Annotated in this window: 14 protein-coding genes; 3 read left to right on the top strand and 11 right to left on the bottom strand. The window is 65.1% G+C overall.

The window, feature by feature from the left end:
- Nucleotides 1-146: 146 nt before the first annotated feature.
- The 3 genes from AC5Y7D_RS10075 to AC5Y7D_RS10065 form a co-directional block, all read right to left on the bottom strand.
- On the bottom strand, nt 147-950 hold the full coding sequence (locus tag AC5Y7D_RS10075) for a DUF1906 domain-containing protein (protein WP_499923644.1): 804 nt from the start codon (nt 948-950) through the stop codon (nt 147-149).
- A 250-nt stretch (nt 951-1,200) separates the two neighbouring features.
- The gene (locus AC5Y7D_RS10070) at nt 1,201-2,388 is read right to left on the bottom strand and encodes an LLM class flavin-dependent oxidoreductase (RefSeq protein WP_499923643.1); all 1,188 of its coding nucleotides are present in this window, start codon (nt 2,386-2,388) and stop codon (nt 1,201-1,203) included.
- A gap of 17 nt (nt 2,389-2,405) precedes the next feature.
- Nucleotides 2,406-5,018, bottom strand: a complete 2,613-nt coding sequence (locus tag AC5Y7D_RS10065) for a cation-translocating P-type ATPase (protein WP_499923641.1) — start codon at nt 5,016-5,018, stop codon at nt 2,406-2,408.
- A gap of 475 nt (nt 5,019-5,493) precedes the next feature.
- On the opposite strand from AC5Y7D_RS10065, the gene AC5Y7D_RS10060 reads away from it, so the two are divergent.
- Nucleotides 5,494-5,790 carry a hypothetical protein gene (locus AC5Y7D_RS10060; protein ID WP_499923640.1) on the top strand — a complete coding sequence of 99 codons (297 nt, stop codon included), beginning with the start codon at nt 5,494-5,496 and terminating at the stop codon, nt 5,788-5,790.
- A 149-nt stretch (nt 5,791-5,939) separates the two neighbouring features.
- Nucleotides 5,940-6,524, top strand: a complete 585-nt coding sequence (locus AC5Y7D_RS10055; protein ID WP_499923637.1) for a hypothetical protein — start codon at nt 5,940-5,942, stop codon at nt 6,522-6,524.
- Between the two features lie 403 nt (nt 6,525-6,927).
- Here the strand turns inward: AC5Y7D_RS10055 and rnhA are convergent, their stop codons facing one another.
- From rnhA to AC5Y7D_RS10020, 7 genes are all read right to left on the bottom strand, one after another.
- On the bottom strand, nt 6,928-7,479 hold the full coding sequence (gene rnhA, locus AC5Y7D_RS10050; protein WP_499923634.1) for a ribonuclease HI: 552 nt from the start codon (nt 7,477-7,479) through the stop codon (nt 6,928-6,930).
- A 54-nt stretch (nt 7,480-7,533) separates the two neighbouring features.
- A complete protein-coding gene (locus AC5Y7D_RS10045) occupies nt 7,534-9,060 on the bottom strand; it encodes an adenylate/guanylate cyclase domain-containing protein (RefSeq protein ID WP_499923632.1) in 1,527 nt (508 codons plus the stop codon).
- Nucleotides 9,061-9,118: 58 nt separating this feature from the next.
- Nucleotides 9,119-9,367, bottom strand: a complete 249-nt coding sequence (locus AC5Y7D_RS10040; protein WP_499923628.1) for a VOC family protein — start codon at nt 9,365-9,367, stop codon at nt 9,119-9,121.
- Nucleotides 9,368-9,401: 34 nt separating this feature from the next.
- On the bottom strand, nt 9,402-9,875 hold the full coding sequence (locus AC5Y7D_RS10035; RefSeq protein WP_499923626.1) for a hypothetical protein: 474 nt from the start codon (nt 9,873-9,875) through the stop codon (nt 9,402-9,404).
- A 96-nt stretch (nt 9,876-9,971) separates the two neighbouring features.
- The gene (locus AC5Y7D_RS10030; RefSeq protein WP_499923624.1) at nt 9,972-10,976 is read right to left on the bottom strand and encodes a glycoside hydrolase family 6 protein; all 1,005 of its coding nucleotides are present in this window, start codon (nt 10,974-10,976) and stop codon (nt 9,972-9,974) included.
- Between the two features lie 71 nt (nt 10,977-11,047).
- Nucleotides 11,048-11,377 carry a hypothetical protein gene (locus AC5Y7D_RS10025; protein ID WP_499923622.1) on the bottom strand — a complete coding sequence of 110 codons (330 nt, stop codon included), beginning with the start codon at nt 11,375-11,377 and terminating at the stop codon, nt 11,048-11,050.
- 51 nt (nt 11,378-11,428) lie between these two features.
- Nucleotides 11,429-12,175 carry an alpha/beta fold hydrolase gene (locus tag AC5Y7D_RS10020; protein WP_499923621.1) on the bottom strand — a complete coding sequence of 249 codons (747 nt, stop codon included), beginning with the start codon at nt 12,173-12,175 and terminating at the stop codon, nt 11,429-11,431.
- Between the two features lie 169 nt (nt 12,176-12,344).
- Here AC5Y7D_RS10020 and AC5Y7D_RS10015 point away from each other — a divergent pair, with 169 nt between their 5' ends.
- Nucleotides 12,345-12,551 carry a long chain fatty acid-CoA synthetase Faa4p gene (locus tag AC5Y7D_RS10015; protein WP_499923620.1) on the top strand — a complete coding sequence of 69 codons (207 nt, stop codon included), beginning with the start codon at nt 12,345-12,347 and terminating at the stop codon, nt 12,549-12,551.
- A gap of 41 nt (nt 12,552-12,592) precedes the next feature.
- Here AC5Y7D_RS10015 and AC5Y7D_RS10010 read toward each other — a convergent pair whose 3' ends face one another.
- The gene (locus AC5Y7D_RS10010; protein WP_499923884.1) at nt 12,593-15,028 is read right to left on the bottom strand and encodes a glycogen/starch/alpha-glucan phosphorylase; all 2,436 of its coding nucleotides are present in this window, start codon (nt 15,026-15,028) and stop codon (nt 12,593-12,595) included.
- Nucleotides 15,029-15,127 lie beyond the last annotated feature (99 nt).

Below are 15,127 nucleotides of genomic sequence, written 5' to 3'. Positions count from 1 at the left end.
CCGAAAACCGCAGGTGACGAATTGCACTGAAATCGATCGAGTAAGGTCAAAGGCCCAGCTAGTGGGGTTGACGAGGACCAGATCCAGGGGTTCGAGTCCCCTTAGCTCCACCCATGTGATGAGTCGTCGGCTACGTCGTCCCCAGCTCAGCGATGCAGATGCCACTGACCGCAATCCGCGGCAAGGACATCGTTGACGTCGACCTCTTGTCCACCGACCTTCGGCCCTGGGTTTGACGCCGTACTGACCACGCGTTGGTAGAGAACCGCGGCTGGGTCGATCTTGCTGCCGGACCAGGCCTTGGTCTGCCAGGCCCAGCGGTGGCCGGGGGTCCGCGAACTTCCGATAACCCCGTCGGCGGCCGCCCATTGGCACACATCGATACCGCCGTAGACGCCGGTGCGCTGCACGCCCAGCACCGAATTGATTCCGCGAAACCACTTCAGCGCCACGTTGTTCCAGGTATCACGGTTGATGTCCTCGTCGATGGTGAAGAAGATCGGTGCACTTTGACCGCCACCTGCGGCGGTATGCAACTTCCACGCGGTGCGGGCATCGTCGACGCCGCCGGCGAACCCTCGTTTGAAGTCCGACTGCGCTGTCCCCCCCGGCTTGCCGTACTGGTAGTTGCTGACGATCATCAGCCCGGCAGCGGTCAGCTCTTCGGCGTAGGACCGGGTGATCGGCTTGGCGCCGAACGACGAGCCTGGACGCGACAGCGAGACGTAGTTGATGACCCCGGAGTAGCCGCCGGCTTTGATGTGCTCCGCTGGAATTTGGCGCATGGCGAAGTCGATCAGTTTGGGTGGGGAGGCGGCCGCCGCAGGAACGGCGGCGATCGCCGCTGACAGCCCCGGCAGCGCGGACAGAGCGACGGCGTAGCGCAAAACGTCACGACGGGCAATAGGGCGCGCTTGCCGTAGGCAAAAATTGATCGACAAGTCCTGCATCGCGTGATGTTAAGTACGTGACTGTTGTTAACAGAAGTGGCGTTTGACAGCTGATACCAAATTGGTCCGTGTCGTTCACCGGCCAGAGCCGCAGGTTCGCTTACCCTCGGCTCCACTCAGCGGCTAGCCAGAGCGATTGCTTCCCGCATGCCCCTGTGGGCCGGCAGCGTCCCAACGGGCGGTGTGGTGGCAGCCGAACGGGCGGATCCTTGTAGCCGGGCACGGTGGTTTCGGCTTCGCACATTGCCGGTCAAGTCGCTGTTCTCGCGCCAGGGGCGGACTCACCCGGCCCGTGAACTCGGCCTCTGTGTTCTTCGACCTGGCGCCATGCACTCGCACGAAGTGCTCGGGCTATCCGTCCGGTGGCCCACAGCCCGTAGAGGGCGGCATGTTTGGAGACCATGCCTGAGACGGGTGCGAGGACTACGTGGCGCAGGCCGGAGTTGCCGAATGCCCGCAGTTTGGCCACCACCAGTTCGGGAGTTCCCCACAATAGGGGTCCCTCGGCCATTAGGCCGGCCGGCACGGCGGCAATGGCCTCGTCCAGCGCCTGACGGCTGTAGTGGTCGGGCACGAAATCGACGAGTGCGTTGAAGTGTTCACCGAACGGGTGTACGGCGCCGGCTTGGCGCCACACGTGAGCGGGTGCCATGAGGCCCAGCGCACGGATGACCTTTGTCTCGAGCATCGCTCGCGCCTCCTGTTCGGTGGCGCCGAGCACCGTGAAGCGGTGCAGCGCGGGGGTGATCGCCGCGGGATTTCGCCCGGCTTCCTTGGCCGCGGCATGTACCGTCGCCAGCTTCGTTGCGTACTCGCACGGTGAGACCACTGCGGTCGGGTACCACCCGTCGCCGTACCGTCCGGTCAGTCGCAGCATGCGGGGGCCGTGGCCGGCGATCCAGATTTCTGGCACCCTGCCTCTGGCGGGTTTGAGATCCATGGTTGCCCGTTCAAGCCGAAAATGCTTACCCGAGAAGGTGATCGGCCCTTGGGTCGATAGGCACAACCGGATGATCTGCAGAGCCTCCTCTATGCGGGTGACCGGTTCGGAGGGGTCCAGCCCGTACGGGTCGATGTTCATCCGCTCGCCGGCACCGATGCCCAGGATCGGAGCGCGTTTGGTGAGATGTGACAGCGTCATCATGGCTTGTGCGATCAGCACGGGGTGGCGCCGTATCGGCTCGGTCACCCCCACGCCCAGGCGCATCCGACCCACCCGCGATGCCAGGTAGCCGAGTAGCACCTGGTAGTCGAAAAACTCATGTGGCGTGCGACGTTGCGCAGCGAGCCAGGTCAACTCCTGGTCCCAGAGAACGCTGGGGAAGACGTTCTGGAAGTGGTCGATGAGCATCACCGAGTCCAGTCGCATGGCCCGAGCCCCGAGGAGAAAGGCGCGGGTAGCGCTGAGCGGGGGTTGGGTACCCAGTTGAAGGCCCACCGATATTCCCGAGCTCGTCACGGTGGCCTGACCCGTTCGTCTCGCGGCTGCCTCGGTGTCGCAGCAACGTGCGTGGGGGAGCGCGCTTGTCGGCGTGCAGAGATGGTTTTGTAGATCTCGAACCAGACGACGCCGGCGAACCCGGCGATGATGGCCACGCCCCACTGGGCGAGTGTGATGGGGCCGAAGTTGAACGCTTGGCGCAGCCCCGGAACCGAAATGACTGCGACGAGAAGCAGCGCGGCCCCGCCCAGAATCCATTTCAGCATCGGGTTCTGACGCTGCTGGAAGGTTCGCCATACCGGCAGCCGCCATGAACGATTCACCAGGATCAGTGCCAGATTGCCCACGACGAGCGTAGCGAAGGTGACTGAGCGCACCACATCATCGGGTCGGTCGCTGAGCACCCCCCACAGGTACACCGCGACGGTTGCGGCCAGCACCGACAACCCTTGCAGCGCGGCGATGGCCAACACCCGCGCACCGAACATCGGCTCATGCAGCCCGCGCGGGGGCGCTTCCATGATGTTGGGATCGATCTGTTCGGCCTCGAAGACTACCGAGCAGGCGGGGTCGATGATGAGTTCGAGGAACGCTATCTGTACCGGTAGCAGGACAAGGGGCCAGTCGGCGACGAAGACGGGGATGAGCGACATGCCCACGATCGGCATGTGCACCGCGATGACGTAGGACATGGCTTTGCGCAGGTTGTCGAAGATGCCACGGCCCTGACGCACGCCACCCACGATCGAGGTGAAGTCGTCGTCGGTGATCACCAGTGCGGCCGATTCGCGGGCAACGTCGGTGCCGTGGGCGCCCATCGCGATGCCGATGTCGGCTGCTCGCAGTGCGGGAGCGTCGTTGACCCCGTCGCCGGTCATCCCGACCACTTCGCCGTTGGCCTGCAGCGCCCGGACAAGCTGAAGCTTCTGCTCGGGCACCATTCGCGCGAATACGCTCGTCCAACGAATACGCTCGGCCAGTTGGTCTTCGGGCATCGTGTGCAGTTCGGCGCCGGTGATGGCCCCGGCGGTGTGATCGAGACCGATTTCGCGGGCGATGGCCAGTGCGGTTCCGGGGTAGTCGCCGGTGATCATGATCGTTCGTATCGCTGCGCACCGGCATTCGGCGATGGCGTCGGCCACCCCGGGGCGAACCGGGTCATGTAGGCCGACCAACCCTAGGTATTCGAAATCGAAATCGTGCTGTTGTGCGGGTAGTGCGCTGTTGGTCGCGAATCGCGCGCACGCCACGGCCAGTACCCGCTGACCATCGGCAGTGGCGTTCTCCACGTGCGCGGTCATCGATGCGAGCTGTTCGGCGTCGAAGTGACAGAGGTCGGCGATCGCTTCTGGCGCGCCCTTGGCGGCGATCACATAGTGGTTCCGATCGGGTGAGCGCCACACATGCGAAAGAGCCAAGATTCTTTCGGAAAGCGGATACTCACGGACCAGTTCCCAATCGGCGTGCATGTGCGCGGTACCGGACAGATACTTCTCGCCGAGCTCCTTGAACGCTTTGTCCATAGGGTCGAACGGATCGATCGGGGAGGCGAGCACGCAGAATTCAGCAATGGTGTGAAACGGCTCCGGCATCGGTTGCCCATCACAGGTGAACGCCTGTCCGTCGACGATGAGTTGCCGCACCGTCATCTGGTTCAACGTCAAGGTCCCGGTCTTGTCCACGCACAAGACGGTCGCTGATCCAAGCGTCTCGACGACCGGGGGCCGGCGCGTGAGCACATGCTTGCGTGACATCCGCCAGGCTCCCAGCGCCATGAACACGGTCAGCACCACGGGAAACTCTTCGGGCAGCAGCGCCATCGCGGTCGCGATGCCGGCCAGCAGCCCGGCCAGCCAGTTCCCGCGGGTCAACCAGTAAACGACGACTACGCCGACCGCGGCGGCTATCCCGAAGAATGCCAGAATCCGCACCAAGCGGTCGATTTCGCGCTGCAAAGGGGTGCGCTGCGGCTCGATCGTTCGCAGTGCCGCGCCGATCTTGCCCAGCTCGGTGCCCGCCCCGGTGTCCTTGGCGACGGCCATGCCGTGCCCCTTGACCACGAGCGTGCCCGAGAAAACCCACGGCGTCGCATCCCCGCCCGCGCGCCCCATCGTCGCCGAGAGCGCCGCAGGCTCGATCGCCACCTTCCGCACCGGCACGGACTCACCGGTCAGCGCCGATTCGTCGACCGAGAAATTCGCGCAGTCCACCAACTCCGCGTCAGCGGGCACCCGATCGCCTTCAGCCAGCAGCAGCAGATCACCGCGCACCACATCCCTGCCTGCCACGCGCCGCTGAGCGCCGTCACGTACCACCAGCGCCCGCGGTGAGGAAAGATCCCGCAGCGCGGCCAACGCCCGTTCGGTCTTGTGTTCCTGATAAATCGAGATCGCGATAACGACGACTACGAAAGCCATCAACATCGCGCCGTCGAGTGGCTCGGCGAGCAGGAAGTTGACCGTGCCGGCACCGAGTAGAAGCAGCAGCATGGGTTGGCGGATCACATCCCATGTCTCGCGGAAAATGTTGCGCCGCTTCGCCGTCGGCAACTCGTTGGGCCCGTCGGCCGCCAGCCGACGCGCGGCCTGCTCCGACGTCAGCCCAACGACCGTGCTATCAAGCTCCATCGACAACGTGCCACCCGGTGCTCATCATTGCCTGGGTTCAACGGCGCACAGCTTTGGGGGCAGTTGCTCGGAGGGCTTCTCCATCCGGGCCGTTGGGCGGTGGCGCACAGCGGCGACCGCATAGTCAATCGCGGAGACCCTCGTAGCAGTCGACATGAGTTATCTCCTTCGCGCGAGGTGCTGAGCCAAATTAAGCCACTGCTGGACACGTCGAGCTAGTGCCGAAAGTCCCTGGCAGCGCGGCCATGTGAAGCTGGACTCGACGCTGCCGGCACGACCGCGGCCAACGCTGGCAGCCCAAATCCGGCCGGTTGAAACCTGAATCGCTGTGAACTAGGGACTTCGGGCCCTAGCGACCGCGCGCGGGGAAGCCCAGACTGACTTCGCGAGTTGCGCCAATCCTCCGCTGCGCCGGACGCCCGAGCGGCATCCATTCCAACGGTCGGTGACCTGAGCTAGTGAAAGGTAGAACACCGTGAAACGCGAAGTGTCCAAGTTTTTTTCCGGATCGTTTGCCGCGCTCGCGTACGTGCACGCCGCGTATGCGGTGGCTACGTCTCGCGGCATGATCAACGAGCCTGTCTTTCTCGGCAGACGTTGGGGTGTCGGGTACATGTGGACCGAAGCCGCTGTCTACTCTGCGGTCAGCTTAGGACTCGGATATGTCGGCTGGAGTTCCAAATCTCAAGTGCGGCTGCAGGAATCGGTAACATCTGTGCCCGACGGCAGGGCAAGCCGCCGGTGGGCGCAGATGACCGGTTTCAGCTCGTGAAACATTGACTCGTGTCGACGACCCGAGAATCGGCCCGGCTACTGCTCGACCAACTGCGCGACGAGCGCAGTCGCCGAGTTGTATTCGTATCGCACTGCCTACTGAACGAGAACACTCGGTACGCGGGTGGGGCTACCCGGCCCGGGGCGGTGGCCGAAATCGTCGATGAACTGATCGCTTCCGGCTACGGCATCCATCAGCTGCCTTGCCCGGAGCGGCTGGCTTGGGGCGGCGTGCTCAAACGCCACAGCCTTCGGCTTTACGATTCCACGGGCCGACCGCTGTATGTGATGCGGGGTGTTTTGCTGGGCGCATTCCTTTGGTGGACCAAGGTCATTTACAAGCGTCTCGCACGCCAGGTGGCGCGTGATGTGGCCGATTACCAACAGGCGGGTATCGAGGTCGCTGGCATCATCGGGATCGGCACCTCGCCGTCCTGCGGAGTCAAGACAACCCTTGACCTGCGGGCCTCGCTGGAGGTTGTGGCCGCGTGCCCGGCGGCGGCTCTAACACGGGATGTGATGAACGAGAGGGCCGTTCTGGGCTGCCGCCGCCCCGGCGAGGGTTTGTTCATCGCGGCGCTCGATCGGGAGTTCAAGCGCCGCCGACTGAGCGTGCCCGCCTTCGAGCATGACCTGGTCGCAGAGCTGCGCGGGAAGCCCCAGGCGGTGCTCTCAACGGCGACACCACGAACACTGGGTATCAGCCCGGATGCCGCAGTCGGGGCGGGCTAGGGCAGAGGGGTCACGGCGCGGATGGGCTGATGTATGTCGGCGCGTTGTGCGAGGCGTATCGAGCAGGCAGCCAGGAGCAAGCGGGAATGACCCGACGCCAGCCGCAGCGTCCGCATCAAGTCTGACCGTTGCCTGCGGTGGAATACCCCCGCGACGGAGAAGCGGTGAGGGCTGCACTAGGAGACTGTTTGTCGGCTTTCCTGGCTGCCCACGGAGCAACCACGGTCACTATCGAGATGGCGAACGAAACGCCCGCGCTGCATCCACGCGGCGGAAAGTTCCGGTAGGTCTACTCCGAGCTCACACTGCGGCCTCAACGCGCCGACGAGGCGAAAGAGTCGGCCCGCTTGGGGGACGGACCTGACGATCACCGTTGAGTGAACCGATCAGCATGCTCTGACTTTCAGAGCAAGCTGCCTCGGTGAGCCGGAGCTATGGTCATCGCCTCCTGCATACCCCGAGTCGCCAGCTGGTCAGCGAGTTCGTTGTCGGCGATTCCCGCGTGCCCCTTTACCCAGCGCCACTCGACACGGTGCCGCGCGCAGGCAGCTTGCAGCCTGCGCCACAGGTCGACGTTTTTCACTGGCTGCTTGGAGGCAGTCATCCATCCGTTGCGCTCCCAGCCGAGAACCCACTTCGTGATGCCGTTTCGGACGTAGGTGCTGTCGGTGTAGAGCTGGACCTCCACCGCGCGGGTGAGCGCCTCCAGAGCCATGATGGGCGCCGTCAGTTCCATCCGGTTGTTGCTGGTCTGACCGGGTTCGCCGCCGTACAGCTCGCGGACATGGTGGCGTTGGCGCAGCACCGCGCCCCACCCGCCGGGGCCGGGGTTGGGTCTGCAGCCACCGTCGGTATGGATGACAACGATGTTCCCCCCGCCGGTGAGCGCACCGGTAACCGGACGGCCCAAATGTCCCTCGTCCCGGACGAGCCCACGATCCGCGAAGTCGACCATGCGCCGAGAATAGGCACTGAGTCGCGCGATCGCTGGCGCGACGCGCAAGGGGCGTCAGGGCACCTCTCGCGCGTCGGCCGCCGGGTCGAGGCCGAGAACCTGCACCGGGGCTGCCTTTCCCTTCAATGCGTGGGATCCGCGGTCCACGAGTCCGGTCGGTCGGCGAACAAGGGCCTCGACGCTCTGTTGGGTGAGAAGGATTGCGTCGCCGGTGGTCTTGGTGAGCTGCTCGACCCGGGCGGCGACATTTACGGTGTCGCCGATCAGGGTGAACTCGAGTTTGCCGCCGCCCCCGATGGTGCCGGCAATCACCACACCGGTGTTGATGCCGATGCCGATCCGCAGCGTGCCGTCGAAACGTTCGGCGACCAGACGGTGAATGCGCACAGCAGCATCGACAGCGGCGTCGGCATGATCGGCGAGGTCGTTAGGGGCGCCGAAGACAGCCAGCGCGCCGTCGCCCAGGAACTTGTTGACGTGCCCCCCGGCATCGACGACAGCAGGCACGACGATCTCGAACAAGGCGTTGAGCCGGGATACCGTGTCCTCTGCGCTGTTTGCCTCGGCGAACGGAGTGAAGTCGCGGATGTCGACGAACATCACGGTCACCCGACGGCGCTCCCCGGTGAACACATCGTCACCCTGCTCCAGCAGTCGCGCGGCCAGGGCCGGGTCGACATAGGTTCCGAACGCCCCCTGCAGTCGTTGCCGCTCAGCCAACCCGGCCTGCATACGGTTGAACGACGCCGCGAGCGCGCCGAGGTCGTCGTCTTGAACCACCGGCAGACGTTGGCTGTAGTCGCCGGCCGCAACGCGTTTCGTTCCGTCGGCGAGATCCTCGATGGGTTTCAGGGCGGGGGAGAAGGAGGCGAAGACCGTGATCGGTACACCGAATCCCAGGGTCAACGCGAACCCGATCACCAGCCAAAGCGCGGGAACCTGATTGGCCCGGTCCAATACAGCGGTGAACATCGCGCCCGAGACAGCGAAGGCAGACGCGACCCCGAGCATCGACAGGTTCGTCCAGGCGGCGAACGTAGGGCGAGACCGCGGCAGGGTGTCCCCGATTGCCGTGCCACCGGCGAGCGCAACCCTTACCGGGCGCAGCGGGGCCTCCGCCAGGCTGTGCACCCCGACCGCGTGGCAGGTCGGCCCAAAAACGGCACCCAAGATCCCATACTGGCCAAGCCGCGATCCGGTCGCGCCGGCAATGACACCGACAGTGACCGCCAAAACGCCGGCCACGACGGCGACGACGGCCAATGCCCGAGGGGCGCCCCGGCGAGACCACACATACGTGGCCTCCAGAGCGCCCGCCCGATCGACCTCCTGTCCCGCAGCCCATCGACCGACAAGCCGCCACGCGCCCAGGCCGGGCAGAACCAGCGCGTACATCAGCACCAGCACCGCGACCACGGTGACACCGGCCGACTCGATGTAGCGACTCGATTTCTCGAAAGCCACGATGATGAACGACAGGACCAGGTAGACCGGGAGCGCGACAGGGAAACCGATCGCGCAGATCATCCACGAGTACTTCGATCTGTGGTGATCCCAGGCCCACTGCCAGACACGGTCCATTCCGCGAGACTAGAGGGCTGAGGCTTGTCATCCGCGTCTGTACGCGAATGCCCACCGTTCATCGCTGTTCAGCGACGCCCGTTTGTCCGGGTCGCCAGAGCTGTACCGTGCTGGACGCGCCGCCGGGCAATTCGATGATTTCGATGGGCCCGACCGCTTGCAGTTCCACGTCGAACACGACATCCATGCCCAGCACGTCGGTGTAGGAGGTGTCGATGTCAGAAACGCCAACGGAGATGTGCGAGAAATTCTGCACTGCGACGGCAGTCGGCTGGCCCGTGAATGCTTCCGTTCCAGACAATGTCACCCGGCCGGGAGGTAAGGGCCGGTTCAATGCTCGATCAGTGCTGCAACCGGATGCCGATACTGGTCAGGGCGTTGCTCAGATCATCGCAGGAACGCGCGGCCGGGGGCGAGGGGTCCGGGACGGTGACCCGGTCGCTATCGCGGGTAACCCACCGTCGATTACCCCCACCTCGGGAGAAATCGACGTATCCGGCTGCCTGCAGCGCGAGCAGAACCGAGGTGGTCAGCAGCGCGCCGCCAAAGACCATGACAGAGAAAGAAATTCCGCGTCGGGTTGCGACGATCGCGTCACATTGATCCCGGTAGTCACTGATCTCGTACGGTGCACCGAAGTTGTGGTGAAGATCGTGATTGATGGTGTCCTCGCGTGCCGCACGGGTGTGGTCGGGGTGAAGTCCCGTACCGCACCCTATCGGCGTTTCGCTGCGATCGACCACTTGCAGCGACAGCGGCAGGGTCAGCCCGAAGAGCGACCCGAGCACCGCCGCCGCGCCTATGACACCCAGCACCCACCTCACCGTGCAGCCCTCCACTCCTGCATAGCGGCTATTACACGTGTGTTTACCCGGTGCCGGGTTTTTTACGCATGCTGACTGAAGGCGGTGTTACTGACCCGCCCTGCGAGCCAGGTCGATCGCGAACTGGTTCACGAAGGTGCCCGCCGGCGGATCGCCTTTGTCGCAGGTTCCGTCGGATTCACCGGGACGCTTGATCCACAAGTAGGCGTCGGCGTGCGCCCCCGCGGTAGCTGCGGTGGGCGGAGTGCCCAGGGCCCGGCCGCTGGGGTTGCACCAGTTCAGCGCGGAGTCCGGCGCCGGCCCGGCCCCGTTGCGGGACGTGTCGATCACATAGTGCGAACCGTTCGTGAGCCCCGAAATCGCCTCGCCATAACCGATTTCGTCCTGGGTGGTGAAGAAATTGGCCGTGTTGAGGCTGAAGCCGCGAGCACGTCCGACGCCGGCCTGATTGAGCCTGCCGGCCATGTCCTCGGCACTGTGCCAGCGCAGGTGACCACCGTCGACGTACACGGCTGCGTTCGGATCACGCGTCAGCGTCTCGACCGCGTAGCGAATCAAGTCATAGCGCTCCTGGCGTTGGTCACCCGACAGGCAGTCGGCCATGGCGAGCGCATCCGGTTCGACGATGACAGCCGCCGGCGATGAGCCCAGGTCTGCGGCGATGCCGTCGATCCAGCCGCGGTATTCCCCGGCCGAACCGAAACCCCCCGCGGCGAAGCTGCCGCAGTCGCGGTGCGGGATTCCGTAGAGGGTGAACACCGGCAGGGCGCCGGCGGCCGCCGCGTCGCCGGCGTACTTCGCGACCGTGGCCGCCGACGAGCCCGGCACGACCCAGTACGCCTGCGGGGTGTTGGCGATAGCGGTCAGCTCGGGACTCGGCGGTTCGGCATGCTGGGCGGCGCGCATGGCCGCGGAGTTGGGGTTGACGTAGAAGGGCATGCCGGCCAGTGGGTTGCCGTCGGCGGCCAACCGCACCGCCGGGGCGCGACCGGCTTGCACCGGCTCTGCAACAAAACCTAGGCCGGCAACGGCCGCGAGTGTGAGAAAGGGGGAGATCCATCGCGCGAGGGGACCAGCAGCTGAGAACATCACCCCGAGAAATTAGCGTTCCGGAGTGGCGGGCGCCAACCCGGTACCGCGGTCAGGCAGGCGGGGGCGCGGCTTTACTTACCCTGCTGGCGCGTCGATTCTCGAACCGCCTCCGCCGCATCCCGGAAAATCTGTCCGAAGTCCGGCACCCGGGCGCGCGCGGCCGGCAACGGCGCCGTCGAACGCTGTACCTCGGGAAGGTCAAGAACCAGCCACGCGCCGAACTGGTGGGGCTGCACACGCAGCAGCAGGGTCTCCAGTTCGTCTTCCAGCACCACGGGGACGGTCACGAACTCGCCGGGCTCAGCCTTGTCCAGGCGGCGCCGCACATCGGTGACATCGGCGTCCTCGGCAAGGCGCCATCGAAGCTCCTGTCCGGTTCGGTGGGCCGGCGAATAGAGCACGAGATATTTCCCCACGAAACGAAGCCTAGGGCCTGTACGCCAGCTAAGCGCTTAGTCCAGCGAATCCCAGAACTCGGTCAGGGCCGCCGCACCGCGCGCCGGATCCTGCACCATCCACCAGTGCCCGAGCCCCTCCAGCACCGCCGTGCGGGCCCCGGCTCGTTCGGCAGCGCGGCGCCGCGTCTGGTCACCCCCGATGTAGGGGTCCTCGCTGGCCAGCAACGACAGGCCGGGCCGTACCGAGGCGTTCTCGAGCGCCCGGCCGGCTTCGGCCATCGCCGGTTGACGGGCCGAGCGGTAGAGCGCCAAGATGGCCCGGCCCATCGCCGCATCCTGCTCCCGCGCGATCGCGGTAGCGATGTCGGACGAGATGCCCAGCGCCACCATCTGCCCGGCGCGGTTCTCGATACTTCCGCCCAGCATGGTGTCGACAAGCTGCTCGCCCTCGCCGGGCGTCTGCCAGACCTGGGCCAGGTCATGCCACACGTAGTCGGGGTCGTACAAGCCGACGGCGTCGCTGGCCCAGCTCCGGACCAGCTCCGGCCGGTGCATCACGACATTCATCACGTGCCCCCCGCCCCAGTCGTGGCCGACGAGGTCGATCGCACCGTCGATCCGCTCCAGCTCGTCTTCGAGCCAGTCGCGGTAGGCGAGGTAGGTCGCGGGAAAGTCGTCGGGCAGGGGGGCGCCGAATCCGGGCGGGGACAGCCGCAGCACGTCCTCGCGCCCGAGGGCGTCGACCAGCGGACCCCAGATGGCATCGGTCTCGGGATTGCCATGCACCAAAACGATCGGCACGATCTGGTCCTTTCAGCAGCGAGGGGCCGCGGCGGAGCGTCCGATTAGGTTTTACTCCGCAGGCCCACTAGTCTTGCGCGCGGTCCGTCATCGACTCAGGAACACACCTATGCCTCTTCAGCCCACTCTGCGCCGCCCGCATTCGGTGCGCAGGGGTCGTACACAGCGTATGAACTGCGTAACGGTTGGCCAGTGCTTCGACATCGACATCACTCGGGACGCGGACGGGTGGTTGATCCGGATACCCGAGGTGGACGGGATCGCCCGCGCCGGCCGGCGGGCGGCGGTCGAGCTTGCGGCCCGGCAATGCATCGCACGCAAGACCGGCATCCCGATCGGTTACGTCGCGGTGTGGGTCGCGAAAGAGACCGGTTAGGGCCGATTGGCTTTCACCGCTGGGACCACTGCGCCTCGGCGTCAGATCTTGACCGTCAGCGGCCAGACTTTCCAGATGTCTTCGCAGTATTCGGCGATCGCGCGGTCCGAGGAGAACTTGCCGCTGCGTGCGGTGTTGAGGATCGACATCGTCGTCCACGCATCCCGGTCCTGCCACGCCGCGCTGACTCGCTCTTGGCACGCCACGTAGGACGCGAAGTCGGCGCACACCAGGAACGGGTCGTGGTAGCGCAGGTTTTCCAGCAGCGGCCCAAACACTTCCGGATCGCCGTGCGAGAACGTCCCTCCGGCAATCAGATTGAGCACCGCGCTGAGTTCTTCGTTGCTGTCGATGTAGTCCGCCGGGCGGTAGCCGCCTGATTTCAGCGCCTCGACCTCCGCAACGGTCAGCCCGAACAGGAAGAAGTTCTCCGGCCCCGCCTCTTCACGTATCTCGACGTTGGCCCCATCGAGCGTGCCGACCGTCAGCGCCCCGTTGATCATGAACTTCATGTTCCCGGTGCCCGACGCTTCCTTGCCTGCGGTGGAAATCTGCTCGGACACATTGGCGGCCGGATAGATCAGGTGCGCGTTCTGCACGTTGAAGTTCGGTATGAAGGCGACTTTCAGACACTGGTTGACCTCGGGGTCATGGTTGATCGTCTCGGCCACGGCGTTGATCAGCTTGATGATGCGCTTGGCCAGGAAGTAGCCCGGTGCCGCCTTGCCGCCGAAGATGAAGGCACGCGGTGGAATTGACAGCCCGGGGTTCTGCTTGAGCCGGTAGTAGAGCGCAATGATGTGCAACACGTTGAGGTGCTGGCGCTTGTACTCGTGAATGCGCTTGACCTGGATGTCGAAAATCCATTCCGGGTTCAATTCCACTCCCGTGGCCGAACTCACGAAGGACGCCAGGCGGGCCTTGTTGTTGCGCTTGATGTCCCGCCACTGCTCACGGAATGAGGAGTCGTCGACGAACTGCTCCAGTCCGCGCAGCCGGTCCAGATCGGTGAGCCAGCCATCGCCGATCGTGCGGTCCAGCAATTCCCGCAGGCCGGGGTTGGCCAGCGCCAGGAAACGGCGCGGCGTCACACCGTTCGTCTTGTTGCTGAACCGCTCCGGCCACATCTCGTAGAAGTCTTTGAGCACACTGTTTTTCAGCAGCTCGGTGTGCAGCGCTGCGACACCGTTGACGGCGTGGCTGCCCACGGTGGCCAGGTGTGCCATTCGGACGTTCTTACCGCCGTCCTCGCCGATCAGTGACATTCGCCGGACCCGGTCCGCGTCGCCGAGGAACCGGATGCGCACCTCGTCGAGGAACCGGCCATTGATCTCGTAGATGATCTCCAGATGACGCGGCAGCGACTGGCCGAACATCTCCAGCGGCCAGGTCTCCAGCGCCTCGGGAAGCAAGGTGTGGTTGGTGTAGGCGAAGGTCGCGACCGTGATGTCCCAGGCCTCCTCCCAGTCCAGGTGGCGCTCGTCGACCAGCAGCCTCATCAACTCCGCGACCCCGATCGACGGGTGAGTGTCGTTGAGCTGCAGCGCAAATCGCTGTGGGAGTTCACGCACCGAGGCGTCGGCCAGGTCATCCATCACGTGCAGCACGTGCTGCAGCGAACACGACACGAAGAAGTGCTGCTGCAGCAGGCGTAGTCGCTTGCCTGACTCCGGCTCGTCATTGGGGTACAGCACCTTGGTGACCGTCTCCGAGGTGACCTCGTCCTCGACCGCCTTGTAGTAGTCGCCGGTGTTGAAGGCGTCCAGCGCGAACGACTTGACCGCGCGGGCGCTCCACAGCGTCAGCACATTGCAGGTGTTGACGCCGTAGCCCTGGATGGGCGTGTCGTAGGCGACGCCTTTGAGCATCAATCCCGGCACCCACCGCGCACGTTCGCGGCCGGCGTCATCGGTGTAGTGCTCGACGTGGCCACCCCATTTGACCAGATAGTTCACGTCGGGTTTAGCTATCTCCCAAGGGTTTCCGCTGTCCAGCCAGTTGTCGGTCTGCTCGACCTGCCAGCCGTCGTGGATCTCCTGATCGAAGATGCCGAACTCATAGCGGATGCCGAAGCCGATCGCAGGACGTTCCAGCGTGGCCAGCGAATCCAGGTAGCACGCGGCGAGCCTGCCCAGGCCACCGTTGCCCAGGCCGGGCTCCTCCTCGCAGGCCAGCACCTCGTCGTAGTTCTGTCCCATCGCCGACAGCGCTGCCTTGGCGGCCCGGGTGAGGCGCAGGTTCAACAGGTTGTTGCCGAGCTGCGGGCCCATCAGGAACTCGGCCGACAGGTAGCAGGTCACCTTGCGGCCCAGGTCGAGCGATACCTGCGTCGAGGCAACCCGCCGGTCCTGCATACGGTCGCGCACGGCCAGCGCGAGCGCGCGGTAGTAGTGCTCTGGTCGAAGCACCGCCGCCGGGAGGCCGATCGAATAACGCAGATGATCGGTGATCGCGCGTTGCAGCGCAGCCGCACCCATCCCGGTCCGGGAGTGTTCGATGAGTTCCGCCCGACTGGGGCCGGTGGCCGGAATTTCGTCGGAGGGTGTCTGATCAAGATCAGTCATCGCGGGTCCTGT

This window comes from Mycobacterium sp. NGS49, assembly GCF_059812565.1.
This window is presented reverse-complemented; position numbering and strand designations above follow the sequence as displayed.

Bases quoted from the DNA above. Each gene is read 5' to 3' on its own strand.
- rnhA (WP_499923634.1), bottom strand. From the start codon at position 7,479: ATGGTCGACTTCGCGGATCGTGGGCTCGTCCGGGACGAGGGACATTTG.
- AC5Y7D_RS10065 (WP_499923641.1), bottom strand. From the start codon at position 5,018: ATGGAGCTTGATAGCACGGTCGTTGGGCTGACGTCGGAGCAGGCCGCG.
- AC5Y7D_RS10045 (WP_499923632.1), bottom strand. From the start codon at position 9,060: ATGGACCGTGTCTGGCAGTGGGCCTGGGATCACCACAGATCGAAGTAC.
- AC5Y7D_RS10075 (WP_499923644.1), bottom strand. From the start codon at position 950: ATGCAGGACTTGTCGATCAATTTTTGCCTACGGCAAGCGCGCCCTATT.
- AC5Y7D_RS10015 (WP_499923620.1), top strand. From the start codon at position 12,345: ATGAACTGCGTAACGGTTGGCCAGTGCTTCGACATCGACATCACTCGG.
- AC5Y7D_RS10010 (WP_499923884.1), bottom strand. From the start codon at position 15,028: ATGGGTGCGGCTGCGCTGCAACGCGCGATCACCGATCATCTGCGTTAT.